The 24,570-nt window shown below is 49.0% G+C and carries 22 protein-coding genes; 11 read left to right on the forward strand and 11 right to left on the reverse strand.

Annotated elements, in window-relative coordinates:
- Positions 1-156 precede the first annotated feature (156 nt).
- Positions 157-498, reverse strand: a complete 342-nt coding sequence (locus ACFOE0_RS20355) for a hypothetical protein (RefSeq protein WP_248934401.1) — start codon at positions 496-498, stop codon at positions 157-159.
- A 650-nt stretch (positions 499-1,148) separates the two neighbouring features.
- Here ACFOE0_RS20355 and ACFOE0_RS20360 point away from each other — a divergent pair.
- A complete protein-coding gene (locus ACFOE0_RS20360) occupies positions 1,149-1,358 on the forward strand; it encodes a hypothetical protein (protein WP_248934402.1) in 210 nt (69 codons plus the stop codon).
- A 6-nt stretch (positions 1,359-1,364) separates the two neighbouring features.
- Here ACFOE0_RS20360 and ACFOE0_RS20365 read toward each other — a convergent pair whose 3' ends face one another.
- Positions 1,365-2,207 (reverse strand): hypothetical protein, encoded by an 843-nt coding sequence (locus tag ACFOE0_RS20365; protein WP_248934403.1) that lies wholly within the window; start codon positions 2,205-2,207, stop codon positions 1,365-1,367.
- 277 nt (positions 2,208-2,484) lie between these two features.
- Between ACFOE0_RS20365 and ACFOE0_RS20370 the strand changes: the two genes are divergently transcribed.
- Together ACFOE0_RS20370 and ACFOE0_RS20375 are read left to right on the forward strand one after the other, a co-directional pair.
- Complete coding sequence (locus ACFOE0_RS20370; protein ID WP_248934404.1) at positions 2,485-5,217, forward strand: PKD domain-containing protein; 2,733 nt, start codon at positions 2,485-2,487, stop codon at positions 5,215-5,217.
- A gap of 244 nt (positions 5,218-5,461) precedes the next feature.
- Positions 5,462-5,893 (forward strand): hypothetical protein, encoded by a 432-nt coding sequence (locus tag ACFOE0_RS20375; protein ID WP_248934405.1) that lies wholly within the window; start codon positions 5,462-5,464, stop codon positions 5,891-5,893.
- A 77-nt stretch (positions 5,894-5,970) separates the two neighbouring features.
- Here ACFOE0_RS20375 and ACFOE0_RS20380 read toward each other — a convergent pair whose 3' ends face one another.
- Entirely contained in the window at positions 5,971-6,723 is a 753-nt protein-coding gene (locus ACFOE0_RS20380; RefSeq protein ID WP_248934406.1) for a tetratricopeptide repeat protein, read from the reverse strand.
- 243 nt (positions 6,724-6,966) lie between these two features.
- On the opposite strand from ACFOE0_RS20380, the gene ACFOE0_RS20385 reads away from it, so the two are divergent.
- From ACFOE0_RS20385 to ACFOE0_RS20405, 5 genes are all read left to right on the forward strand, one after another.
- Complete coding sequence (locus tag ACFOE0_RS20385; RefSeq protein ID WP_248934407.1) at positions 6,967-7,710, forward strand: DUF805 domain-containing protein; 744 nt, start codon at positions 6,967-6,969, stop codon at positions 7,708-7,710.
- 183 nt (positions 7,711-7,893) lie between these two features.
- On the forward strand, positions 7,894-8,313 hold the full coding sequence (locus tag ACFOE0_RS20390) for a hypothetical protein (RefSeq protein WP_248934408.1): 420 nt from the start codon (positions 7,894-7,896) through the stop codon (positions 8,311-8,313).
- Positions 8,314-8,588: 275 nt separating this feature from the next.
- Positions 8,589-9,161 (forward strand): hypothetical protein, encoded by a 573-nt coding sequence (locus ACFOE0_RS20395; RefSeq protein WP_248934409.1) that lies wholly within the window; start codon positions 8,589-8,591, stop codon positions 9,159-9,161.
- Between the two features lie 98 nt (positions 9,162-9,259).
- Complete coding sequence (locus ACFOE0_RS20400; RefSeq protein ID WP_248934410.1) at positions 9,260-10,333, forward strand: MFS transporter; 1,074 nt, start codon at positions 9,260-9,262, stop codon at positions 10,331-10,333.
- A gap of 33 nt (positions 10,334-10,366) precedes the next feature.
- Positions 10,367-10,705: a hypothetical protein gene (locus tag ACFOE0_RS20405; RefSeq protein WP_248934411.1), complete on the forward strand. Its 339-nt coding sequence runs from the start codon at positions 10,367-10,369 to the stop codon at positions 10,703-10,705.
- 109 nt (positions 10,706-10,814) lie between these two features.
- Here the strand turns inward: ACFOE0_RS20405 and putP are convergent, their stop codons facing one another.
- Both putP and ACFOE0_RS20415 read right to left on the reverse strand, forming a co-directional pair.
- Positions 10,815-12,287 (reverse strand): sodium/proline symporter PutP, encoded by a 1,473-nt coding sequence (putP, locus tag ACFOE0_RS20410; RefSeq protein WP_248934763.1) that lies wholly within the window; start codon positions 12,285-12,287, stop codon positions 10,815-10,817.
- 345 nt (positions 12,288-12,632) lie between these two features.
- A complete protein-coding gene (locus ACFOE0_RS20415) occupies positions 12,633-13,541 on the reverse strand; it encodes a LysR substrate-binding domain-containing protein (protein WP_248934412.1) in 909 nt (302 codons plus the stop codon).
- A 216-nt stretch (positions 13,542-13,757) separates the two neighbouring features.
- Between ACFOE0_RS20415 and ACFOE0_RS20420 the strand changes: the two genes are divergently transcribed.
- Positions 13,758-14,663: a pirin family protein gene (locus ACFOE0_RS20420; protein WP_248934413.1), complete on the forward strand. Its 906-nt coding sequence runs from the start codon at positions 13,758-13,760 to the stop codon at positions 14,661-14,663.
- A gap of 87 nt (positions 14,664-14,750) precedes the next feature.
- On the opposite strand, the gene ACFOE0_RS20425 is transcribed toward ACFOE0_RS20420, so the two are convergent.
- Positions 14,751-15,743: a DMT family transporter gene (locus tag ACFOE0_RS20425; RefSeq protein ID WP_248934414.1), complete on the reverse strand. Its 993-nt coding sequence runs from the start codon at positions 15,741-15,743 to the stop codon at positions 14,751-14,753.
- Between the two features lie 682 nt (positions 15,744-16,425).
- Here ACFOE0_RS20425 and ACFOE0_RS20430 point away from each other — a divergent pair.
- Positions 16,426-16,986 (forward strand): DUF2799 domain-containing protein, encoded by a 561-nt coding sequence (locus ACFOE0_RS20430; protein ID WP_248934415.1) that lies wholly within the window; start codon positions 16,426-16,428, stop codon positions 16,984-16,986.
- Between the two features lie 40 nt (positions 16,987-17,026).
- On the opposite strand, the gene ACFOE0_RS20435 is transcribed toward ACFOE0_RS20430, so the two are convergent.
- The 4 genes from ACFOE0_RS20435 to ACFOE0_RS20450 all read right to left on the reverse strand — a co-directional run bounded on the left by ACFOE0_RS20435 (position 17,027) and on the right by ACFOE0_RS20450 (position 21,937).
- Positions 17,027-18,121 carry a ribosome-inactivating family protein gene (locus ACFOE0_RS20435; RefSeq protein WP_248934416.1) on the reverse strand — a complete coding sequence of 365 codons (1,095 nt, stop codon included), beginning with the start codon at positions 18,119-18,121 and terminating at the stop codon, positions 17,027-17,029.
- 38 nt (positions 18,122-18,159) lie between these two features.
- Positions 18,160-19,254 (reverse strand): hypothetical protein, encoded by a 1,095-nt coding sequence (locus ACFOE0_RS20440; RefSeq protein ID WP_248934417.1) that lies wholly within the window; start codon positions 19,252-19,254, stop codon positions 18,160-18,162.
- A 45-nt stretch (positions 19,255-19,299) separates the two neighbouring features.
- Positions 19,300-20,151: a hypothetical protein gene (locus ACFOE0_RS20445; protein ID WP_248934418.1), complete on the reverse strand. Its 852-nt coding sequence runs from the start codon at positions 20,149-20,151 to the stop codon at positions 19,300-19,302.
- Positions 20,152-20,398: 247 nt separating this feature from the next.
- On the reverse strand, positions 20,399-21,937 hold the full coding sequence (locus tag ACFOE0_RS20450; protein WP_248934419.1) for an amidohydrolase family protein: 1,539 nt from the start codon (positions 21,935-21,937) through the stop codon (positions 20,399-20,401).
- Positions 21,938-22,314: 377 nt separating this feature from the next.
- Between ACFOE0_RS20450 and ACFOE0_RS20455 the strand changes: the two genes are divergently transcribed.
- Positions 22,315-23,601, forward strand: coding sequence for an NCS2 family permease (locus ACFOE0_RS20455; protein WP_248934764.1), 1,287 nt, complete (start codon positions 22,315-22,317; stop codon positions 23,599-23,601).
- 106 nt (positions 23,602-23,707) lie between these two features.
- Here the strand turns inward: ACFOE0_RS20455 and ACFOE0_RS20460 are convergent, their stop codons facing one another.
- Positions 23,708-24,127, reverse strand: coding sequence for a globin family protein (locus ACFOE0_RS20460; RefSeq protein ID WP_248934420.1), 420 nt, complete (start codon positions 24,125-24,127; stop codon positions 23,708-23,710).
- Between the last annotated feature and the right edge of the window lie 443 nt (positions 24,128-24,570).

Genomic DNA, 24,570 nt, shown 5'->3' on the forward strand with positions numbered 1-24,570 from the left:
GTCTCCTGATGTGTCGGTAACAAACTGACGCGAGTGTTGGTCAGTTGTTGGGGTTGGTATCAAATCTGTTGCCGAACATTCTGGCAGATGGCGTGTCTCATTAGACTTTTTCTCTTTATAGATGTGACCTGCGTCGCGAATATTCGGCTCTGTGGATTAGTCATTAAGCAGTTCAGGGCTGACAATCAACATGTGAGTCTCTGGGATCTGTGGACGTGATGAGTGGTGTTCACAGTTGTGGCTGGTCACAGTGGTGATGGCGAATACAAATACAATAAAGAACATTAACGCAGAGAACAGAATATAGGTGGCGTTGCCTGACGTAGTCATTCCAAGGGTGATGCTGGTGCATAGATAAAGAGCCAGGGCTGAAAACATCAAGGTTAGGGCGGTTGAGTTATCTTCAACAATGTGAAGGTAATGAAGTATCGCAACCAGTGTGGCAAAACAGGCACATAATGCAGGAATAACAACCAATAACCATTTTGAATCTCTCAAATTACCTCCCGGTTTTATTGAATAGAGCGAAGATGCCAGTGGGATGAGACAGAGTTTGAATATTCGTAACCTTATGGTGTTGTTATCTGTATCAGCCTGTTGGTATTTGTGAGTGGTTTGAGATGAATTGGTTCTGCCGATAAGGCCAAATCTGGTAACGAATTGATACAAGTGTGGGGTGAGTCACAAGTGTTGATGAATGGCTGGTGAGAGATTGAACAAAAATTGTATAGCCGAACAGCGCTGGAGTAAGCGGATGCTCCTGAACACAGGGAACCCTGTTTTACAGTCCAATCTGTTTTCTGAATTGTAGCAATAGGGTTAATCAATTTTACCTTGTTACTCAGTTGTTTAATAATGGCTTCAACGACCTGAGAGGGTCGTAATGATGAAAGACACTTGAGCACTGTCTTCCGGGTAACTCCTCCATCTTTGTCCGGATTAATTTCATCATTCACTCCCTGCGAGCCCGGTAGCCCCTCATCATGGCACCGGGCTTTTGTTTGCCTGTTCCCTTTGTTAGTCTGAATTTTCATTTCAGCCATAAGGGTCTGTTGACCTTTAATGGTTGAATTTTGCTCGAGATAGACGCGCTTTAATCGCGACGCAAGGTGTGCCTATGGGGGCTGCATTGATCGGGAGAAATTGAGATGACAGTAAACAAAAGCAGCAAGAGCTTTAACGCAAAACAAAAATCAATGGGCCTTGGTGTAGGTATGGGGATCGCAATCGGTGCTGTCGTTGGTGCATTGACCGACGATATTGGGCTTTGGATTTCTCTGGGCGTCGCCCTGGGGGCGGCGATTGGAGTGACTATGGGCTCTGTGTCTGAGCCGGGTGACGGTAATAATTCCAAATAGCCGGGATTAAATTGGCAGACTGAAAAACAGGCGCCAGACATCTTCCCCTTCTACTCTGCTGTAACTTACTCCGACCCTGTCCAATGTGATGGGGTCTATGCCTACCGGACGGTCAAAAGCCAGACTGATACCGGTTTCCAGTGTTGTGTCATGCATTAATGCTCCCGCCAGGTCATCTGCCAACTGGCCACGATTAAAAAACCAGTGCATGGCAGCAAATACTCTGGGATCAACCTGCCTGTCCCAGGCCTGAAAAGACAGCCCCAGTCCCATATCGACGCCGGTTCGCAGTGCCGAATAGCTATCACCTTTGCCAGATTCCAGATCCCGGTAGCCGGCGCTGTAAAAGCGACTCACCCACAGGGGCGACAGCTCTGCCGGGCCAAATGAGTAGAGGGTAGAGACCCCGAGTGAAATAATGCCGACATTGGTGTGGTCACCAAAATTATGGCCATACCCCAGGTCCCCATAGGCCTCCATTTTCAACTGCTCAGTAGCTTGCCAGTGGTACTCAATGCCGGGTGTCAGGGTCATGCTGCCCACAGTATCGGGCAATTCCAGATCTGGTATCTGGTCCCACTGGTAGTTGGCAAAACCAACAGAGAAGGGCAAGCGCAGCATCAACTTGCTGGTGTCATCCTGGCTGAGGTCGAAACTCAACGGAATATTGACCACGGCTGCCGTATTACCGGTAGAGCCGTAAATACCACTGCCCAGATAATTGGCAAAGGCATAGTGCACGCTTTGAGGTTGCTCATTGGCGACAACAAGGGAGTGCAGCAAGCCGCTGCCCATGACAACGACAGCAGATATCAAGCGGGTTGGAGTCGATAAAAACCTTGGTTTCACAGCGCCGGGCGTTAGTGGTTAATGTTCTGACTATAAAAGTAAATCTAATCAGACTCCAGTTAACTTCTGCTGAGGAGTCACAGGACAAATTCACAGCTGTGTTTATCTATTTTTGAAGGCCTTAAATAGAGAGAAAAAAGATACTGGATGCCTGTTAATCCCCCTGTTGATTTGTATATACCTGAAGGTCTGTATCACTCAGTGGTGATGCGCCTATCGGAAATTCCAGCAGTCCCCGGGATTTCAAAAGTTATGGAAAACTTTCAGGGGAAATTCAATGCGAAAAAATCTTGTAACTCAATCAATTGCTTTTTTGGTGGCGACAACAGTCACCTCGGCGCTGGCTGCACCATCATCCTTGCTTATTGAGACGCCCGGCCAGGCCCGGCAAGCTGTATCAACAGGGCCATCAGATCCAGAAATCATTCAATCCAAAGCCTATGGTGTGGCCCGCAGTGCGCTGAATCTTGGTACTGCCCGCCTGACGCTGGCCTTGCCCGAAGGGGGCAGTATTTCAGTTGAACGCCTGAAGGCATTTCACAGCAGCAGTGGCGCGCTTGTTTGGCAGGGCAGGGTTAACAACAAAGGTAAATCACTGTCACCGGGAGACAATCAAATCATCCTGGTCAGCAGAGATGGGTATTTGTCCGGGACAGTCAGGGTCAATGGCAAGCTATATAAGTTGATGCCTCAATCTGCTGACAGCGTCGTTATGCAGTTGATTGATGAAAGCCTGACACCGAAGGACCACTCACAAGATCTGCCTGAGCCCATGAGTCAGGCGCGTTCATTACAATCTTTCCCTGTTGCTCAATCGGTGACCACAGCATCCACTTCAGTTATCAAGGTGCTGGTGGGGTATACCACGGAAGCTGCAAGACAGAACCCAGGCATTCTGTCGCTGATTGACCTGGCCGTGGCTGAGACCAATCAGGGTTTTACTGATTCTGGCGTCAATGCCATGGTTGAGCTGGCCTATGTGTACGAGCTGAACTATGCAGAAACCGGCAATCATGGTACCGATCTTGACCGCTTCGAGGCGCCCAATGACGGCTATATGGATGAAGTGCATGGTTTGCGGGATCAGTATGGCGCCGATGTCGCGGCGATTTTAATTGGTGATGCCGGTGCCTGTGGTCGCGCCGGTGCGATTGGTGCAACTGTGGATACTGCCTTTATGGTGGTGAAAGACTCCTGCGCTACCGGCTACTACTCATTTGGTCATGAGCTGGGGCACCTGATGTCGGCCAGACATAACCCGGAGCAGGACAGTAAAACCACGCCCTATGCGTTTGGTCATGGCTTCCTGTACACCAGCGGTGGCTGGCGCTCCATCATGTCATACAACAGTAACTCATGTTGTACCCGACAGAACTTCTGGTCAGATCCGACCCGGAGCTTTCAGGGCGTTACGCGGGGAACCACAGACACCCATGATAACGCCAGAGTACTGAACCTGACGGCATCAACCATTGCCGCATTCAAGTCAGACCCATCAGGTGGTAACCAGCCTCCGGTTGCAGATTTCAGCAGCAGTGTGAATGGGATGACAGTGACCTTTACTGACGCGAGTTCTGACGCCGATGGCAGTGTTGATCTGTACAGTTGGGACTTTGGTGATGGTAATCAGTCTACCCAAGCGTCTCCGGTACACACCTATGCAACGACGGGTAGTTATAACGTCTCTTTGACTGTGACTGATGACAATGGTGCCACCAACACCAAAGCGGCGCAGGTGTCGGTCAGCGCGGCCGTGAACCAGCCTCCTGTGGCAGATTTTGTAGTGAATACCAACGGATTGACTGCCAACTTTATTGACCAAAGCCAGGACAGCGATGGCAGCATTGTTGAGTGGATGTGGGACTTTGGTGATGGCGCTCAATCTTCGTCGGCGTCTCCGGCTTACACCTATGCCAGCGCCGGAACATATCAGGTCAGTTTAACAGTGACTGATGATGAGGGGGCCAGCCACAGCCAGACTAAGAGTGTTGGTGTGAGTGACGCGTCTCAGCTGTCCATGGATGACTTTGAGTCAGGTTTCGGCAGCTGGAGCAATTCTGCTTCCAACACCTGGGATTGGAGTCGACGTTCCGGCAGTACGCCTTCCAGTTCAACCGGTCCCCAGTCAGGGTCCGCAGGCAGCGATTACTACCTGTATGTTGAAACCTCCAATAACAAAGGAGCCTACAACGCCGGTGATGTCGTTTCACTTGAAAGCCCGGTGTTTGTTGCGCAGGGGATGCGTCTGGCATTTGATTACCACATGTACGGTGCCAATATTGGCAGTTTGAGTGTCGATATCAGGGACAATGGCAACTGGATAGAGAATATCTGGCAGCTCACTGGCGAGCAGCATTCATCATCTGATGAGTTCTCTTCTGCCAGTGTCGACTTCTCCGGCTATTCCGGTGAACTGCAACTGCGTCTGCGTGTAGTCGCTGCCGGGGGCTGGAAAGGGGACATCGCCGTCGACAATCTGCAAATATATGGCACCCGTTCAGGTAATGGTAATCAGCTATTGGCTGGTTTGGACTTTGAAACCGGTATAGATGGTGGCTGGAGCAACAGCCTGGCCGCAACAGACAGTTGGTTTGAGGAGCCGGGTACCACCCCATCGAACAGCACTGGCCCAGACAGTGGTGCGCAAACAACCGGTCAGTACGGCTACTTTGAAACCTCAAGTGACTATGCTTATAACGCCGGTGACACTGCTTATCTGGATAGCCCGGTTATCAAGGGTCACAGTCGCACTCTGAGCTTCTTCTATCATATGTATGGTGCCAATATCGGCAGTCTGCATGTGGATGTGCTGAACAATGGCGTGTGGACTGAAGATCTGTTTGTGGTATCAGGGCAGCAGCATGAGTCAGAAGCGGCCGAATACACTCAGGCCAATGTGGATTTAAGTGGCTTCAGCGGTGATATTCAAGTGCGCTTCCGTGCCGTGGCAGCCGGTGGCTGGAAAGGCGATATCGCTATTGATGACATCAGGATTGAAGGTCAGCTGTAACCATCTCCAAAGGTCAACAGACCCTAGTGATCAGCAGTAGAAAGCGCGCTCAGTGAGCGCGTTTTTTTGTTTATCGTATTTCCCCTCTTACATCGTCAATCTAGTCCTTAGTGAAGTAGTGGTTGATTGAAACGGCTGAATTCACTGTGTGCAATCTATACCTTCAGCTGATCCCGATTGTCAGCCGGTTTGGCTAGTTTGGTGTGTTGTGGCATTGAGATAACGACAATAAGAGGAAAATAAATTGAGAAAGTTACTGGTTTTAATTTGGGCCTTTATGGCGACAGCTTGCATGTCGACACCTGAGTCGGTGCAATTTAACGGCAAGACTGTGGGCACCTATAGCGTTGCAGCAGGTTGTGGCACCATGAACCTTGACACCGATTGCTCAGAGATGAGTGGTGCTACCCGAGATATCGAACTGGATGGAACTGCGCTTCGTATCGCGGGAGGAAACAATGGGCAGGTGGTTTTTATTATGTCTGAATCTATGTTCTCCACGGATATGAAAGCGTTAAGGAAGGCGTCTGACAGATGTGAGGCGTTATTCGCATCCAAGGGGATTGAGGTTAAAGACAGGAAGGTGATGTACGGTTCGGGAGATATATACGGCGTGCATTTTACCTTGTCCGGTGACGGCTATGAGTTGCTGACACCCTATTCGGTTGAAGATTGATTTCCCGCGAGCCGATGTGAACCATCGGCTCATTATTATTTGCAGGGTGTTATCAGCCCATCACATTGTTTCTCTTATCAATGCAGGCCTTTATTTAACCGCTTCAGTGCAGCCTTTGTTTCAGTAATCAGGGGCTTGTTCAGGCTTCGGTAATGCCGGTTTCTGTCGGCGGTTTTAAGGATTTCCTGATACAAATCCATTGCGCGCCCCGGCTCGGACTTTTGCTCCAAAAGTTGGGCAAAATAGTATTTGGCCTGGGGGCCGGAATAGTAGGTATGCAGCACTTCAAACTCATGTTCGGCCTCATCCCACTGCTCCAGTGAAACGAGACAACGGGCATACAGCAGATGCCCTTCCTGGTGCTTGAAGTCAGGGTTGAGGCGGATTAACTCATCCAATAACTCTTTGGCCCGTACCGGGTTGCCGAGCCCAAATTCAGCCTCCGCCAGTCCCAGCATCAGATCCGGGTCTTCTGCGTGCACACCGGTCAGACTGGATTCAAACATCTCCCTGGCATCCTGATACATGCCTTTGTTCAGGCACTCCCGGCCCAGCAACATTCTGTGCGCAACGGTATCGGCTTGCTCATACAACTCGGTGGCCTGGTTAAGATCCCGGTTTGGATTAAAGGTATTGGTTAATCCCCGCCTGGCATGAATGCCGGTACGGGAGCGGGAGAGGTCCGGCAGCACCTCCACAATCAGATAAGCCAGAGTACCTACCAGTGGCACAAGCAGTACCAACCAGATCCACATGGTGTTACGCCCGGTCTTAATGATGTGGACAATCAGTGCAATCTGAATAATCAGAGAAATGATAAATAACGGCATATTTGGATTCTTATTGGTTTAGTTGTTTCTAAACTGACTATGAGGCTTATAAATGTCAACGCAGTGGCGTTGTAGTCAGGAATATCCCAACTTATGGGTAGACGCCGATAACCACAGTTAGTGCTTTAGGATGATTGTGTTTGTTGCCTGGTTGATATTTGATTTCACGTCCGAAAGTGAATGATTTCAATAAGAGTCCTTGCGGCTTCAATGCCTGATAACTGACTACTCCAGGGAGGTAAGGTGGAATTTTATCTGAGAGGATGGCGACGCTGTTTTGATTTCAGCGGCAGAGCGAGTCGACAGGAATTTTGGATGTTCAATCTTGTCAGCTTGATTTTCGCTTTTCTGGCAACTGTGCTGGACGATATAGTAATCGGCTACCGCTTCATTAAACTTGAGACAGATGATTACTACAGCGCGACAGAGGCCTTTGTATTGGTTCTCAATGATGTCGTGTTCGGGCCTTTTTACTTCATTTACATCACTCTTGCAGCGTTACCCGCACTGGCCGTTATGGTTCGTCGACTGCACGATACTGGTAGAACTGGATGGATGTTGCTCCTGCCATTGATTCCTCTCATAGGTACGATTTGGTTGCTTGTGCTGCTTCTCAGTCGGTCACAGGATAGTGACAACCAATATGGTGTAAAACCTGTTTGTGATGAGCAGGACTCCCGCCATCGGGATGGTTTGGTGCTTTTGGGTGTCATTCTGATCTTGTATGGAATTGGGGGACATTACGTTTTCGCCACCAGTGATCTGCTGTCGATTCAGTATGACTCACCGCCGATCCACTTTGCCTATATAGACGTTGTCTATGACCTACTGACTTACACCCTGAGGACTCTGGATCTTGCTTCGCTATTTGGTATCTCGCTGATATTGCTGAGTTTAAGGAGTAGGTTGATGAAAGCCATAATGTTCACTCTGGTTTTCCTCATGGTAGCTTGGGTTTGGGTTTCTTATTCCTCTTGGTTCAGCTGAGCCTGGTCATTGAAACGTTTGCTCACGATTTTGACAACTTTGTGTATATCCTGCCTATTCAATAGGTTGTCACGGATTACAGGGCTTTCCTGGCGGGGAGCTCCCGGAGCAGAGGGCGGGCAGGTGTATCCTGACGGACAAGCTGTATAAGTTAGGGAGAAATCCACTCTCGGGAAACCAGCAATGAGCCAACCCCCAGTCAGCATTCTGCGATTAAACCTTCTCAGGGCCATGTATCTGTTTATGGCGTTTGGCCTCGGCATGACAATCTGGCCGGAGATCATCAGTTTTTCATGGGGCGTGGCGGATACCGACTCAGTGGTTTATGCCATGCTCGGTGCCCTGGGCCTCTTGTGTTTGCTGGGGTTACTGTATCCGCTGAAAATGTTGCCTTTACTGATTTTTGAGCTTGCCTGGAAACTCATCTGGGTATTGGGATTTGCTCTTCGTATGCACCTGGACGCAGGTCTGGATGAGTACGCCACTGAAACTCTGGCCGCTTGTCTGCTGGGTATTATTCTGGTGCCCCTTGTCATCCCCTGGGGCTATTTCTTTAGTCACTACATCAAAGCCCCTGTGGAACCCTGGCGGCGCAGCGCCTGATTGCCCCGGTTGTTGGTCCGGGCTTTGCCCAGGGTTAAGCCAAACCTACTAACCGGGTGAGCAAAATATAGTAAACCCAGTGATTTATCCTCTCTGAAATCTGCTCTAGTGTGGGACTGTAGAAGGTGTGAGCAGATCTCACTCACACCTTGCCGTGGCGACATGCTCACCCTAACTATTGCGTACCCTGTTGGTGCGCCTTCTTGAGAGCAATAAAAACAGCAATAAATGTGCCTTAAGGCGCTGGCTCTCATGTCAGAGAGGAAGGTCTGAACATGAAATATATAACTGATTTTTCAATGGCTGGTGTAAAAAGTGCGGTGAAAGGCGGCGCAGCTGTGATTGCGTTCACGCTAATGAGTTTCGGCGCTGGGGCTAATCAGATAACCCCTTCCAGCGGCTTCCCTGAACTGCAAACCCCAAGCTATGTCACTACACTGTTTACCCATAAGACCTTGTTTATAGAGTCTGATGAAGATGTATTCGACTTCGTTATCTTTATCGGTGAAATCAAAGGAATCGACAGTAACGGCGTGCAAAACGTGCAGTTTTCTGTGCCGATAGGCAAGTACTTCACAGTGGATTATGACAACACAGTCCAGTACATGAATGGTCGAAACGTCAGTAATGATGAATGGCAATACAGCACAGATGGCGAATCTCATATCTTCACCTATATCGGCAACAATGGGGTGTTCCCGGGTGGCGGTTACTCATTTATAGGTGTGAATGCACGTTTTGTCCGTCCCGACAGGGAAGAGGTACTGCTTGAGGTCAATCTTGCGCCCGACTCCGGTGGTCAGGTTGATTCCCCAAGAGATTACGACTCCGACTATATCTATTACTGATCCTCTGCAGGAATAACAGGACTGAGGTGGTCCTGTTATTCCTGAGTTGTACCTTACATATCCACCCAACCAACAAATGGAATTGAGAGTGTTTAAACATGGAAGTCAGCCATTCAAATTATCTGCACAATTTTAGCTTTCTGGCTTTTGCCAGGTTCTTCGAGAGCATGGGTTACTATGCGATGCGAGCGGTTTTGGTTTTATATCTGACGGATGTCGAGAATGGCGCTGGGGTTGATCAGGAAAATGCATTTGAATTGTATGCGACATTTACCACCTTTGTGATTCTGGCTCAGCTTGCTGGTGGCTTCTTGTCCGATCTGATATTGGGGACAGCCAGAACCTTACTGATTGGTGGGCTTTGTGCGATAGTCGGTTATCTGATGTTGGCAGCGCAGTTTGATCATTATCTTGCGGTCGGTCTGATAGCATTTGGCAGTGGATGTTTTGTTTCCAGTCACTGGGGAATATTAGGACAGGTATTCAATCAGTATAAAAATAAGCTCGACGGAGCCATGTTACTGGTTTACTTCCTGATTAACTTCGGTGCACTGCTAAGTGGAATTGTGGCAGGTTATGGTATGAATCTGTTCAGTTGGAGTGGTAGTTTTATGGCCGCCTTTGTTGCGCAACTTTGCGGTCTGCTTTGTATTCTGGCTACATACCGTAAATTACCCTCCTGCACCTATTCAAGAAGCATTGCTTTTCACAAGCAGGATACCCCGCATACCTCAATAATCTGGGTTGTCGCCATATTGGCGCTCACAGTGGTTATTACTTTGGTGGGCGATCTTGATCAGGCAGACATGATTGGAAAAACGTCAGTGCAGTACGTCTATGCACCAATAGCAACAATGATGTTGGTATTACTGCTATTGGGGCTGCTGTTTTGGTTTTGGAGCTGCGCCTCAACACCCAAACTGATTGTTGCGGTCGCCCTTTACCTGATTGGTTACTTCGGTTCAGGGCTTGCTCCTGCGGCAGAGCATCAGTGGTTTATGGCATATGCCCTCGGATATCTCGCTATAGTTGGCTTGGTTGAAGCCCTGATGTTCCCAATCTCTATGTCGATATTATTGCAGCGCACTGACCCGAGGTTTATTGCGACTACTGCAGCGGCCTTATCCGCTATTCCTGCAGGGATAGCTGGATTGATTACGTGGATTGTCTGACTGATTTCTTTTACCACAGATATTGGACTTGCCATGAAACCAAGCAAACTGCCATCTGAAATTTTGCCCCTGAAGTATCAGGCGCGGTATTCAGATGCTGAGGCAGCGAAGATCCGCGCTGGGTTGGAACCTACTGACATGGAAGATAAATGGCGAATCTTTGCCGATGGCGATTGGATTTATTTTCAACGCAGCTGGACAGGCTATCTGATTTTTGCCCTGAAATTAGAAAGTACGCCAACGGGCATGAGAGTTGTTGAGAGCTGGGTGAATGCCAACCCGAATGAGTATAGATCTCAGGGGAGGGAGCAGGATATCGCAATACTCGACAAACTGATTACCTACAAATTCGGCGTAGAGTCTGCCAGATAGTTATCCTTGCATCTTCGATATTGTGTCAGACTGCTTTGTGGTTTGCTAAGAGACGTGAAGCTAAAAAAACCGGAACATGAGTTCCGGTTTTTGTTGTTCAGCGTTTCGATTAGCTGGTGGCTTCACGCATAGCGTCTTCAACCTTGTCGTGAACCTGTTTCATTGAGTCAGATGGCTCAGCAGTGAGCTTGCTGACTACAACACAGGTAATGGTACAAAGGATAAAGCCGGGCACAATCTCATAGATGACTGAGCTCAGGGAGGCGCCATTGATGGTGACCGGCGCATAAATCCAGAACAGCACAGTGGCAGCACCAACCAGCATACCTGCCAGGGCACCGTTACGGGTGAAGCGTTTCCAGTACAGGCTCAGAATAACCACGGGGCCGAATGCGGCACCAAAGCCTGCCCAGGCGTTACTCACCAGATTCAGAATCGAGTTCTGAGGATCCCACGACAGCATGATGGCAACCACAGATACCAGTAATACTGAAATTCTGCCAACCAGTACCTGTTCCTTTTGAGTCGCGTCCTTACGCAGGAAGGCTTTATAAAAGTCTTCGGTCAGCGAGCTTGAGGTCACCAGCAGCTGCGACGAAATGGTACTCATAATTGCTGCCAAAATCGCGGCCAGCAGGAATCCACCAATCAGGGGGTGAAACAGGAACTGGGAGAAGATAATGAAGATGGTTTCTGGGTCATCCAGCGTCATTTGGGTTTCGTTGACATAGGCAATGCCCACAAAGCCGGTTGCCAGTGCACCGATAATAGATACCAGCATCCAGGTCATGCCGATATTACGTGCCGCAGGAATCGCTTTGACTGAGCGTATCGCCATAAAACGCACAATGATATGTGGCTGACCAAAATAGCCCAGGCCCCATGCCAGCAGAGAGATGATCCCCAGTGCCGTCAGTGCTTCCCCGGTATTGGCATTGGTAAACAGTTCCAGATACTTGGGATCCAGGCTGGCCACTTCATTGGTCACGCTGCCAAGGCCGCCAAGCTCGGTAAAGGCCACCACGGGCACCAAAACCAGAGACACAAACATAATGCAGCCCTGTACAAAGTCAGTCATGCTCACTGCCAAAAAGCCCCCGAACAGAGTGTAAGCACATACCACACCGGCGGTTACAATCAGGCCTGTGCTGTAGTCCATACCAAATGAGCTGTCGAACAGTTTGCCGCCGGCAACCAGGCTGGCTGAGGTGTACAGGGTAAAGAAGATGATGATCACCACGGAGGCGAATACCCGCAGGTAGCGCTCTTTGTCTTCAAAGCGGTTGGCAAAGAAATCCGGAATGGTGATGGAGTCATTGGCCAGTTCGGTATAAACACGAAGTCTAGGAGCCACAATCAGGTAGTTGGCGAATGCGCCAATCAGTAGGCCGACGGCAATCCAGATTTGCGACATACCAGCCACGTACATGGCGCCGGGCAGACCCATCAGCATCCAGCCACTCATGTCGGATGCACCGGCGGAAAGTGCCGTAATGCCGGGGCCGAGGCGACGTCCACCCAGCATATAGCCGGACACATCGTCGGTAGAGGTTTTATAGGCGTACAGCCCAATCGCCAACATGGCGATAAAATACAATCCAATTGAAATAAGCGTATAAGTATTAGGTTCCACTGGGACTCCCGGTTGTTTTCTTATTCTCCTGACAGCCAAACTTGGATGGATATCCAAAAATGAAAAAATTCAGCCAATTAGCCCCTATGCTAACAAGCCAGTAACCATGTCTCCACCCAAGTGTGACAAACTTCATGTTTTAGACTGTAAAGTCTGGGGGATGAAAGGCCCGGTCAGGTGGTTGGTCTGTGCTTTGGTCTGCTACTGGTTTTGTGTGCTATCGGCAGTAGTAAGGGACTGTCCATTCAATGACTTTATTCCCCCAAATCAGGCTTTGTCGGTTGGTGTTAACCATCAACTGACAGATATCAATGGCGGTAGTTTGGCTTTGAGGTAATCGGCCAGCACCTGAACCCCGGGTTGAATGCCTGCGCGGGTGGGCATCAGCAGGGAAAACGTTGCCACGCCTGCATGCCAGTCTGGTAATACCCGTTCCAGAGTGCCATCAGTTAATTCTGCTTTGCAGGTATAGCCGGGCAGCGCCACAATTCCCAGGCCTTCAATGGCGGCCTGTTTCAAGCTGCTGATGTCATCACAGCAAAAGCGCGGACTGAAGGGCACGCTGGCTTCTATTCCGTCTTTGTTGAACAAACACCAGTTGCCGGTTTGTGGCCGCCACCCCAGTTTCAGCCCGACATGTTGAGCGAGCTGCGAGGTATCACAGGGACGACCGGCGATATCCAGATACCTGGGGCTGGCAAACAGCAACCACTGAGTGTTGCCCAATGTTCGCTGTACCATGCTGGAATCCGGCAGGGGACCCATATGTGCCCGCAGTGCCAGATCCAACCCATCTTCAAGCAAATTGACGGTTTCATTGGTGACCTGCAGTACCAGATTAATGGCGGGGTAGGTTTGCATAAAAGTGCCCATTAACTTGCTCAGGGCAAACTGGGCGACACCGATAGAACAGGATAGACGAACTGTACCTGACACACCCTGGGTTTGACGGTTAACCAGCGCCTCGGCTGCCTCCACCTGATCCAGCATCAACCTGGCATGACGATAAAATTCAGCGCCTATATCAGTCACTGAAAAGTGACGGGAGGAGCGATGCAGCAGTCGCACTCCCAGCCTTGCCTCCAGCGCTGAAACATGCCTGCTCAGGCGGGACTTGGGGACATTTAACGCCCTGCCTGCCGGAGCAAATCCCCCTTTTTCGACTATGTGCACAAAGTAGTAGTAGTCATTTAAGTCCGTCATTCTGAGCTTCCTGCTTTTATGGCCATGGGGCTTGTTAGCCAAAATTGACCTGTCCCTTGATTAGCTGCTTTATCGTTCCATATATGGATTCATGGTTTCCATATATGGCTGTTTTCAAAGTCATTGTTCCATATTTAAATGTAAAACATCAGATGAGCACAGAGAAATTTCCTCAAGGCTCCAATAACAATCAGAACTGAATCAAGGAAGGTAACTATGCAAACTCACACAGACGGCTTTACCCCAAAAAACACTCAAACCTCTCAGGTTCCTGCGGCAAATCTGCACCAGAGCTCAGGCATAATCAGTCCCCAACTGATAGATAACCATAAAGGATTTAAGGCGCTGGGATTTAGAGAGAAGCAATTCAGTGGATTGATGGATCCTTTGGTGATGGTGGATCACTTCACCATGGACAGGCCGACATTTGGGGCCCATCCCCATGCGGGGATGTCAGCAGTGACAGTGATGTTTGAGGACAGTGAAGGTCTGTTCCACAACCAAGACTCCCTGGGCAATGAATTGGATCTGCTGCCCGGCGATCTCTACTGGCTGAAGGCCGGGCAGGGGGCTGTTCATGATGAGGCCCCCCGTCCCGGCAGTAAAACTCATGCATTGCAGGTGTTTGTGAACTTACCTGCAACGCTTAAGCAATCGGCTCCCGAGGCATTACATGTCAGTGCGGCAACTATGCCGATATTGGCTGCTCAGGATTATCGGGTGCGTCTGGTACTGGGTAGTAGCAACGGTGTCGAGGGCGTACAGGCTCCTGCGGGAGGGGTAACGATTTTGGATGGCACTTTGTCCAATAAAGGCAAATTCCGGCATACAGCGAAAGCTTCACAGGGCGTTTGGGTGCACGCTATCGATGGCACCCTGAGTGTTAACGTCCAGGGAGAGTCGCTGACCATACCCGCAGGAAAATCCGCGGCATTTAGAAATGATCAACAGGATTTACCCTTGATATTTGAAGGAGAAGGTCCGGTGCACTTTGTGATGCTGTCCGGTGACGCTATTCAGGAACCATTTGTACAGCAGGGGCCGTTTGTCATGAGTAATGAACGCGAGATTGTTGCCGTTCAGCAGGCTTATCAGGATGGTTTACTGGGCAGTATTGATTAATCTTTCGGAATTTAAATAAAAAGCCCCCGTCGCAATGTGTCGACGGGGGACTGAGAGTGACACCAGGTGTCAGCCAGGTTGGAGAAATCAGGCCTTTTGAGGCTTCAGGGCAGTTGCACCTTCCGCGGCTTCGGCAGTGTCGTCCGTTTTGGTTTCATATTTGGTAAACACATACAGAGCCACCACAATCAGAGACACAATGATGGTTTTGCTCAGCTCCATCTGCTCGCCCAGAGTCAGTACTGCAACCACATAGCCCACCAGAGGCATCAGGTTTAGTGCCATAGTGGCCTTCTCTACACCGATGCGTTTGAAAGAGTACAGCTGAATCAGGTAGCTACCACCCGAGATACCGGTACCCAGGAAGATCAGCAGAGCAATCAGCAGTGGGCTATCCAGGATGATATAAATCTGGCTCAAATCCAGGCCCATCGCCATTACCGCGAAGAAACCGACAATGGCTACAGAGATGTACTGGTACAGCATAGAAACTACAGAGCCATACTTGTCAGCCAGGCTGGCACGCAGGTGAGCAGTCCAGGCCAGAGACAACATGGAGCAGGTGACATAGATATAGCCCAGCATAGGTGTGCCACCTTCAATGCTGTTGGTTGGCCCCACACTCATGGCGTAAATACACAAAGCCGAGGTAATAAAGGCGGCCCACTGGATTTTATTCATGCGGAAGTTCATAAACAGCATGCCGAAAAAGACTGTGGCAAATGGCTGCATACCCTGAATGACGCCGTTTTCAGTGGCGCCGATATGAGACAGAGACAGGAAGTTAAACAAGGAGAAGGCACCCTGGCCAATAATGCCGCACAGCGCAATTTTCAGAATATCTTTCTTGTCGATTTTCAGCGAGCCACCCAGATCTTTGCTCAGACTCTGACTGCGGGAGGTAAAGAAGAAGATGATTGAAAGGCCAATGACTGCTGTTACGTAGCGGAAAAATACCAGTGTCATTGGGTCTACGGCCTGGGAAAGTGGCTTGGACACTACACCTGTTACCCCCCATATTACCGCAACCGCAATGGCCGCCGTCCATCCTAAAACAACGTCTTTATTGGTGATGTTCATATCATTCTTCCTTAAGTGTCCTGCCTGTTAAGACTGAAGCAGGAACCGGGGATCTGTCGCTGAGCCACTATCAACACGCTTGTGTGCAAGAGAGAGGAAAGGGAAGCTAAGATTTCGGTTAAGTATTGTTTACTGTGGAGGCATTTTACCCACAGCTAAGTTAAAAAATGTGACCTGATGCGTATGCTGGAATTTAGTGAGCCAAAGTCGCTATATTTGAAACGAGCCTGGGATTTATGTCGAATAATCAGTTGTTTTTGTGTGTTGGTTCAACCTTTTTGTGGGCTTTGAGAAAGGTTTTAGCAGGCTGGATAACCTTTAAGGGTTACTAATATATGGAGTTATGAAACTCAGTAGTTAACTAAAGTTGACTGTGTCGGCGTTTGTGTGATCTGGCGCAAGGCTTTTGTGGTTTACAAAATGGAACTGAAATTTAGGTAATGGCCTGGATGACTTATGTCGCTTGCCGGATATGGGGCAATTCAGCCTGGTTGGAGGTAATTAATTAGCGATGGGTTTGTATTTCGCTTTTTGCTGTCAAATGCCAATTGAATCAGATCAAGTAGCCGCCATAACATCAATTTGGGATACATTTTATTGCAGAGTCGGAGGTGTTAGTGTAGCTGAGGAGATATATCGCAAAGTCTGCAAATAAAATTAATAATAAGTTTTGGAGAAAGTTATGCGGAAAATCTACCAGTCTGTTTTTTTCATTTTAATCTTATCTATCCTCAGTGGCTGCGCCAGTATGGACCAATCTGAATGTAATCATGCCGATTGGCTATCCCAGGGCTTAACAGATGGGCAAAGTGGTCAACCCGAAAATACCTATAGTTTATATGCTGATGATTGTGCTGAGTTTGGTGTCTCTGTATCCGTTCCTGAATATAAAAAAGGTTGGCAGCAGGGGATAGCACAATACTGCACCAGAGATAATGGCTGGAGTGTTGGTATAAGCGGAGGGTACTACCAAAATGCTTGCCCCAAATCGCTGGAAGCCGAGTTTTATAGCGCCTATCAATCTGCTCACAATATCCATATAAAACAACAAAAAATTGCGACTCTTGGATACGAAATAGAGTCTCTGGGAGATAAGCTGGCGAAAAGTGGACTCAGCACCAGCGAGCGGGACAAGCTCAGTGAGGAGCGTAACAGGAAAAAGAAAGAGAAAAGAAATTTGAACTTTGAATTAGGTTTGGCAAAAGATGATGCCAGAAGAATGGGATTTCCTGTCGGATATTAATGGGGATGCCAACGCGGAACACCAGGGCGGCCTGATGATTTCAGGGCTGATAACGCCAGCCGGTCTGCTCGAGTTCCGCGTCGGTGAGGTTAGATTGAAACAGTGTCATCCATTGAGTGCCGTCGAATACGACCACCTTACTTCCACCTGCTACCAGCAATAAATCATCACAGCTACATATGGTATTGGGCGCGCCAGGCACTGTTGGGCCAGGTTTGTCACTGGGTCTAATGGCTTCGAGGATATTGTCAGTGAACATATTGCTGGTATCTACTCGCAGGCTACCCAACAGGCTGGGGAGCAGTTGCTTTCCATCATACTCGTAGGCACCTTCAACGCTATTTGCAGGGATGATATAAAGACGTTCCTGAAACCAGTGAAGCAGGGTAATGAGCGTGGTATCGTCATAGGCTTTAATAGGGAGCTGTTGCCAATTATCGCCGCGGCCTTCCAGCAAAATGCCGCCACTGCAGCCTAAATAGACTTTGCCGTTGCCTGCACAGCATAGGGTATAAATATCTTGATCAGTAGGAATATCCAGAGGCTGCCACTGCTGGCCATTATAGTGCCAACAGTCACCATCAACCCCGGCAGCGTAAATATCATCAGCAGCAAATCCATCAAAGCATAAGAAGGTTGCCCCTAATAGCGTTATTAATTCCCTTTCCGCATCTGTTCCTCCTGGTCCGAAATCATGCCAGGTCATATTATCCCGTCTAATACGTAATGTACGCCGATTCCCGCCGATAAATATGTCACTATCAATGCACCTTAGCGTATTTAAGCGGCTACCTCGTTCAATCGGAATTTTAGGTACATCAATAAACTCATAGCCATCACTTAATCCCTGTTTATAAGAATTTCCATAGCAATCACTAAAAAGCATGGTTTTTTGTTTATCCGGCAGGCAGACGCCCATCACATCGAAAAAATTGTTATAACCTTGGCCCCCCCATATTTTGTCTGTTTGCGGGCGATAATAGACAATGCGTGTCTCTTGTTGCCAATCATCCCCGTCTTTGTCTTCATCGTAATGGTTTTCAAAAAACAAAAAGATGTTATTTCTGTCGCGTATAGCGGCCCCTTTAATGCTGAAGCCTTTTGTGAACTGGATAGCTTTATCATAAGCCTTCATCTAGTGGTCCTTTTTTAAATGGCTTAAGCCTGATGATTTCAGGGCTGATAACGCCAGCCGGTCTGCTCGAGTTCCGCGTCGGTGAGGTTAGATTGAAACAGTGTCATCCATTGAGTGCCGTCGAATACGACAACCTCATTTCCACCTGCTACCAGCAATAAATCATCACAGCTACATATGGCATTGGGCGCGCCAGGCACTGTTGGGCCAGGTTTGTCACTGGGTCTAATGGCTTCGAGGATATTGTCAGTGAACATATTGTTGGTATCTACTCGCAGGCTACCCAACTGGCTGGGCAGAAGTTGCTTTCCATCATATTCGTAGGCACCATCGAAGCTATTGGCAGGGATAATATAAAGACGTTCCTGAAACCAGTGAAGCAGGGTAATGAGCGTGGTATCGTCATAGGCTTTAATAGGGAGCTGTTGCCAATTATCGCCGCGGCCTTCCAGCAAAATCCCGCCATCACAGCCTAAATAGACGTTGCCGTTGCCTGCACAGCATAGGGTATTAATATCCTGATCGGTAGGAATATCCAGGGGCTGCCATTGCTGACCATTATAGTGCCAGCAGTCGCCATCGGTGCCAGCAGCGTAAATATCATCAGCAGCAAAGCCATCAAAACACAAAAAAGTGAGTGCCAATAGTGTCGCTGATTCCTCTTCGGCAGCGGTACCACCGGGTCCAAACGAGCGCCATGTTTTGTCGTCTTGTTGAACGAGCAATGTGCGCCCGTTTCCGCCGATATATAGCCCACTATCTATCCATTTCAGCGTATTGAAACTATTTCCTTGTTCAATAGGAATTTTAGGTACATCAATAAACTCATAGCCATCACTTAATCCCTGTTTGTAAGCGTTGCCATCCCAATCGGTGAAAAGCATGGTTTTTTGTTTGTCTGGCAGGCAGATACCCATGACATTAAACAAGTTATAATAACCTTTCCCTCCCCATACTTTGTCTGTTTGCGGGCGATAATAGACAATGCGCGACTCTTGCTGCCAATCTTTGCCATGTTTTTTCTCATCGTAATGGTTTTCAAAAAACAAAAAGATATTTTGCCTGTCGCGTATAGCGGCCCCTTTAATGCTGAAGCCTTTTGTGTACTGGATAGCTTTATCGTAAGCCTTCATCTAGTGGTCCTTTTTTAAATGGCTTAAGCCTGGTGACTGACTTGTTCACACATTCGTATTGGGCCTGTCCGTTGAGAGCTTCCATTCAGCCAATATATCGACATCGATAGGCCGCGGCGCCTTGTCAAACTCTGAGTTGATCAGACTGGTATCGGTACTCATCAAATGCTGACCATCAGTGGCAACGAATATAAAGTGGTCGTGGTAACGAAATACGGCTGGTTTATCAATCGTGTAGGACTTATTGAATGGAGTATTCATTGAGTCGCTGTTACCGCTGAACTCAACACTAACCGGATCTCCCTTTACAACCTGCATGTTCAGGGATGAGCTTTCTAAAGGTATTTCTACCTGATAAAAGTAGCCCTCCTGACCCACCAACTCAGGCGAAAGTACATTTTGTGACCCCTGGAATTTTCGTTTTGCGACATAGTCATCTGAAGTGGAGAAACTGACCTTACCTGTTTCTTTGGAGGCTCTGATCTCCCAATTGTCAGTCACGGTGACCACAGCGGCTTCAAATTGATAAACCTTGAAGTTATATTCCCGCAAACGCAATTGTTCCGGGGTTGGACAGTGGCTGTCTATGCAGATCACCAGGTGTCGGGCGCGCTCGAATCCGCCGTCAAGATAACCAACGGCATAATAGGGGATGTCTTTGGTCAGGGTTGTGAACAAACCAATGTTGATATCGTCCAGAAATTCCACCATATACCCCAGCCGTGCCTGCTGAATATGAATCTGGGCTACGTCAGCATCAGTCCAAACATCTTCCCTGGTCACGTCGATGATCTGCTCAATGGTGGTAAAGGTTTTGATGGTGTACTTCTTTTCAGCTTCGGACTGACCACAACCGGCAATGGTTAAGGTCAACAACAGCGACAACACTAATCTCATCAGCTAAAACCCAGCTCAAATTATGATAGTTGGAAGTTATCCTCCCACGGGACTTACAAGGTAACTATCGGTCATTTGTCTATTGATAGGGTTAAAAAAAGCGAGTGCATCTTTGGGCTTAGTCAGTTTGGGGCAGGGAAAGCAGGCGTTGTAACAACCTCAGGGGCTGCTTGTTTTCAGCCTTGGAGAGACCTCAAATGAAAAAGATGCCTGCATGGGATTATTGCAGGCATCAGGTGGGCTGAGGTTATTGCCAGTCCTGGTCCTCAAGATCGACAGTGCGGCTGTTATCGTTTGCGGTTAGTACACTGGCGAGCAACTTGTCCAGATACTCCCGAGATAAAAGCTTGCCGCCAATAATGACGGATTCGATAGACTGGGAGGCGCGAATATCTTCGCCTGGGTTATCGCGAAGAAGAACAAGGTTAGCCTGGTATCCCGGGCTGATTTGGCCGACATTTTGCTCCATCCAGTTACCGGGCGAGAGAGTCGCATCTCTTAAAACCTCTGTCGGCTTCATTCCGGCTTGCTGCATCGCCAGCATCTCCTCATGCAAAGAGAAACCCGGCACCATCACAGGGACATTGGTGTCGGTTCCTGCCTGAATATGTACCCCTTTTTTCCGTAACTCGTCGAACATGATGTATTGTGCCTCAGCATAGGCCTGCCAGTATTCAAGTACCTCTTCCCGACGTTCCGGTGTCATCCCCTCATACAGGCGGTAGATATTGACATCCGGCAGCCAGCCCATGCCCTGAGAAGTGATAATCACCCCTTCAGCTATGCCGGGATTGACGTACTTAAGCTCTACCCGCTTAAGCTCGCTGGCCAGGTCTGATTTTTGTGGATGGAAGCTGTCGACAATCGTCAGGGTTGTTGTGACTGATGTATTACGTTCCAACAACTGCTCTGCCACCTGAGGGCTTCGACCTCGCAGCCACGTCAGAAAGTCATCTTTATTTTCAGGTTTGAAGCCGCCATATTCTCTGGCGAGCGCTTTTACCAGCTCTTCCACATGGGCCACTTCACTCTGCGAGGACGCAATAAAATCATCAAGCCCGACTGCAATGGGAATATGTCCGACCATAGGGATTTGGTGTTGTTGAGTGGCGTCACTGAGTGCCTGATATCCTGCTTTATCCAAAAAGCTGCTGGCTTTAACCGCATCATAGCCCTGCTGCTTAAAGCCCTTTACCGCAGCTTCAACCTCTTCGGCACTGCTGACAATAGTCTTGTTTTGTGTCCAGCCTACAAACCACCCCTCAAGCGGGTCGAAGGTTGCCAGCTGCGGTGACACCACATAGATATTTGGCCCCAATGCTCCGGCTTCAATCTCATCCCGCCAGCGAATATGTTGCTCACTGCCATTCATTTCCCTTACCTGAGTCACGCCATTGGCCAGATAAAGCAGCAGGTCATTTTTGCTTTGCCATAGGTGAACATGGGAATCAGTAAAGCCGGGAACCAGATAGCCCCCCTGACCATCAACCACAGTGATATCGGCAGGCAAGGAATCCTGGGGAACAATATCCGCTATCTCACCATCATCAATAATGACAGCCAGGCCTGATTGAAAGTGGTTGGCGTCGCTCCCCAAAATATGAGAGTTGGTCACAGCATAACGGGAGTGAGAAAAGTCGAGAGCCGGAACCTCGGCCAACTCGGTATGGCCGCCATACATCTTGTCCAGCTGGTAATCTACAAAGAAATAACTTGAGACAGCCCAGATCAGGGTTAGCAAAGAACCGCCAATAAAAATCCTGAGAATCCACTTTTTTATGTTCATATTATTCCCATCATTCCGTTAGAGAGTTTTCTAATTAGTGTTTTATTCTTAAGGTCTTGCTCAAGCTAACAGAATGTTCTGGCGATGTGCCAGGGTGTTGTTTTTCAAACTGTAAAGACTTGTTTCCATGCACAAAAGACAAAGGTGTCGGTGGCCCCTTATGCTTGACGGTGATTTTGGTCACACATTTAGCAACTCTGATCGAATTTTACCGCTGTTTGAGGTTTAATTAGGCAAGACCCACTGGCTCAGAGCCGGTGGGTTTTTTTTTTAACCCGAGCTAACCATCCATGCACCATCCGCAAAGTTCCTCTGTTAACAAGGCACCTGACGTTAACTACCAACCTACGTCTAAATTTGGCCAGCTACTGAATCGTATGTTCGCGTTGAGCGCAAATCGCACTTCGCCCTCTACCGAAGTGGTCGCCGGTTTCACCACCTTTATGACCATGGTGTATATCGTGTTCGTTAACCCACAAATTCTGGGTGCGGCGGGCATGGATACCAAAGCCGTGTTTGTGGTCACCTGTTTGGCGGCAGCGCTGGGCAGTATCTCAATGGGGCTGATTGCGAATCTGCCCATTGCCCTTGCACCCGCCATGGGCCTGAACGCCTTTTTTGCGTTCTCGGTTACCCTGGGTATGGGCGTAAGCTGGCAGGTTGCCATGGGCACAGTATTCTGGGGCGCTGTGGTGTTTGCTCTGGTATCTGTCGTTGGTTTGCGTCAGTGGCTGCTGGAAAATATCCCTGCGGGCCTGAGAACCGGTATTCCTGCCGGTATTGGTTTGCTGATTGCGTTGCTGGGCTTTAAAAACAGTGGCCTGGTAGTGGCAGACCCGAACACTCTGGTGAAGGTGGGCGATTTGACCTCGCTACCTGTTGTACTGGGCTCTTTGGGCTTCTTTATCATCATTATTCTGGCCTACCGTGGTGTTAATTCAGCGGTACTGATCTCTACTCTGGTGGTCACTTTGCTGGCGGCCCTGTGCGGTGATGTGCAGTTCAGCGGTATCGTTTCTATGCCACCTGCCATTGGTCATGTATTTGGTCAGCTGGATCTGAGTGCCATTTTGGATATTGGTCTGGCTGGCGTGATCTTCTCCTTCGCGCTGGTAAGCATGTTCGACAGCTCGGGTACCATGATTGCCGTGACTGAACGTTGCGGCATCAATGATGAAAAGGGCCGTTTCCCGAACATGGGCAAAGCCCTGAAAGTGGACTCACTGAGCAGTGTGGCTGGTGCCTATATGGGGACTTCCAGCGTGACCGCCTACATTGAAAGCTCTTCCGGTGCTGCTGTGGGTGGCCGTACAGGCTTGACCTCGGTAGTGGTAGGTGTGCTGTTCCTTGGTGTGATCTTCCTGTCGCCGCTGGCCGCTATGGTGCCTGCTTATGCGGTAGCCGGTGCCCTGATCTACGTTGGCGTGATGATGACCGCCGGCCTGACCAAGGTGAAGTGGAGCGATCTGAGTGAAGCAGCACCAGCCTTTATTACGGCAGTAATGATGCCATTTACCTTCTCCATTACTGAAGGCATTGCCGCAGGCTTTATCAGCTACTGCGTCATCAAAGCCGGCTGTGGCAGATGGCGTGATATCCACCCTTGCGTGGTAGTCGTCGCGGTACTCTTCCTGATTAAGTTCATCTTTATTGATGGTCATTAATTGGCTACGCCAGTCTGACATTTTAGTCGTATAAAACAACGCCGCTGAGCTAACAAGCCAGCGGCGTTTTTGTATCTGTTATCGAAAGATATTGCTGTTCTTTACGTTAGCGCCTGGCAAGCATAGCTGCTTGCATCACATCGCTCACCCATTGCAGGAACTCAGTCCAGGCATCCCTGACTTCAGGGGTGAAAGCTGAACTGAGATGTTGTTGAAGCGAGAAAATTAGTGCATCAGTCATCGGCGTAAAGTGTTCAGGTTTAACGCCGTAGCCTATGTGTCTTCGCCCCATTTCCTGTATTACTGGCACCAGAGCTTCCTGGTCATATAAACCCGCCACAGTGGAAGAGAGCATCTGCATCAGTTTTTGCCACTGAAGGCTCATGCTGTTATTAAACAAGGGGCGGGTATTCGGAGCCAGCTCAAACAGAGTGTCGTAGAAGAGGTCGGCTATACGGGAAGCGTCAGGAGCTATTTGACAAAAGGAGCCCTGGATTAGCTCGACTTGATTTTGGGTCAGGGACATATCAGCCTCGTAAAGTGTGAGTCAGTTTAAGGTTAGTTGATATTTCCCCGAATCATATAAAAGCCTCTGTATACCTGTTTGACGAGCCTAAATGATTGACTGGCAGTCTTTATTAACATGGCTGTCTGGCCTTTATATGAATCGCCTTTCAGGCGATATAAAGTCGTGGGTCTCCAACCCACACCCGGGCAAAGGGGAGAGTTTCGACATCCCCCCTTTGCAAACCCCCTGCGACTCCCGGCGAAGCCGACAACTCTTCGGTCTTACGCCTAAAATCCCGACCAGAAGGGATTCGCGTCCCTGCTCAACCTTCTTCACTCGACGTCCCTGTCTCGTGTCCGGTATTTTTGGCAACGCCCTTCAGCGGCATCGAGGGAGACAAGGTGTATCCTGCCGGTATCAAGTACAAGTTGTGCCTTTCCGGTCTTTTTGAAGAGTTCGCT

The organism is Shewanella submarina, assembly GCF_042646185.1.
GTDB lineage: Bacteria > Pseudomonadota > Gammaproteobacteria > Enterobacterales > Shewanellaceae > Shewanella > Shewanella corallii.

What these genes read in the sequence shown, in the direction of transcription:
- ACFOE0_RS20360 (WP_248934402.1), top strand. Translation starts at nt 1,149, where the DNA reads ATGACAGTAAACAAAAGCAGCAAGAGCTTTAACGCAAAACAAAAATCA.
- ACFOE0_RS20380 (WP_248934406.1), bottom strand. Translation starts at nt 6,723, where the DNA reads ATGCCGTTATTTATCATTTCTCTGATTATTCAGATTGCACTGATTGTC.
- ACFOE0_RS20440 (WP_248934417.1), bottom strand. Translation starts at nt 19,254, where the DNA reads ATGAAGGCTTACGATAAAGCTATCCAGTACACAAAAGGCTTCAGCATT.
- ACFOE0_RS20455 (WP_248934764.1), top strand. Translation starts at nt 22,315, where the DNA reads ATGTTCGCGTTGAGCGCAAATCGCACTTCGCCCTCTACCGAAGTGGTC.
- ACFOE0_RS20415 (WP_248934412.1), bottom strand. Translation starts at nt 13,541, where the DNA reads ATGACGGACTTAAATGACTACTACTACTTTGTGCACATAGTCGAAAAA.
- ACFOE0_RS20460 (WP_248934420.1), bottom strand. Translation starts at nt 24,127, where the DNA reads ATGTCCCTGACCCAAAATCAAGTCGAGCTAATCCAGGGCTCCTTTTGT.
- ACFOE0_RS20425 (WP_248934414.1), bottom strand. Translation starts at nt 15,743, where the DNA reads ATGAACATCACCAATAAAGACGTTGTTTTAGGATGGACGGCGGCCATT.
- ACFOE0_RS20450 (WP_248934419.1), bottom strand. Translation starts at nt 21,937, where the DNA reads ATGAACATAAAAAAGTGGATTCTCAGGATTTTTATTGGCGGTTCTTTG.
- ACFOE0_RS20390 (WP_248934408.1), top strand. Translation starts at nt 7,894, where the DNA reads ATGAGCCAACCCCCAGTCAGCATTCTGCGATTAAACCTTCTCAGGGCC.
- ACFOE0_RS20430 (WP_248934415.1), top strand. Translation starts at nt 16,426, where the DNA reads ATGCGGAAAATCTACCAGTCTGTTTTTTTCATTTTAATCTTATCTATC.
- putP (WP_248934763.1), bottom strand. Translation starts at nt 12,287, where the DNA reads ATGTTGGCGATTGGGCTGTACGCCTATAAAACCTCTACCGACGATGTG.
- ACFOE0_RS20420 (WP_248934413.1), top strand. Translation starts at nt 13,758, where the DNA reads ATGCAAACTCACACAGACGGCTTTACCCCAAAAAACACTCAAACCTCT.
- ACFOE0_RS20370 (WP_248934404.1), top strand. Translation starts at nt 2,485, where the DNA reads ATGCGAAAAAATCTTGTAACTCAATCAATTGCTTTTTTGGTGGCGACA.
- ACFOE0_RS20405 (WP_248934411.1), top strand. Translation starts at nt 10,367, where the DNA reads ATGAAACCAAGCAAACTGCCATCTGAAATTTTGCCCCTGAAGTATCAG.
- ACFOE0_RS20435 (WP_248934416.1), bottom strand. Translation starts at nt 18,121, where the DNA reads ATGAAGGCTTATGATAAAGCTATCCAGTTCACAAAAGGCTTCAGCATT.
- ACFOE0_RS20445 (WP_248934418.1), bottom strand. Translation starts at nt 20,151, where the DNA reads ATGAGATTAGTGTTGTCGCTGTTGTTGACCTTAACCATTGCCGGTTGT.
- ACFOE0_RS20395 (WP_248934409.1), top strand. Translation starts at nt 8,589, where the DNA reads ATGAAATATATAACTGATTTTTCAATGGCTGGTGTAAAAAGTGCGGTG.
- ACFOE0_RS20400 (WP_248934410.1), top strand. Translation starts at nt 9,260, where the DNA reads ATGGAAGTCAGCCATTCAAATTATCTGCACAATTTTAGCTTTCTGGCT.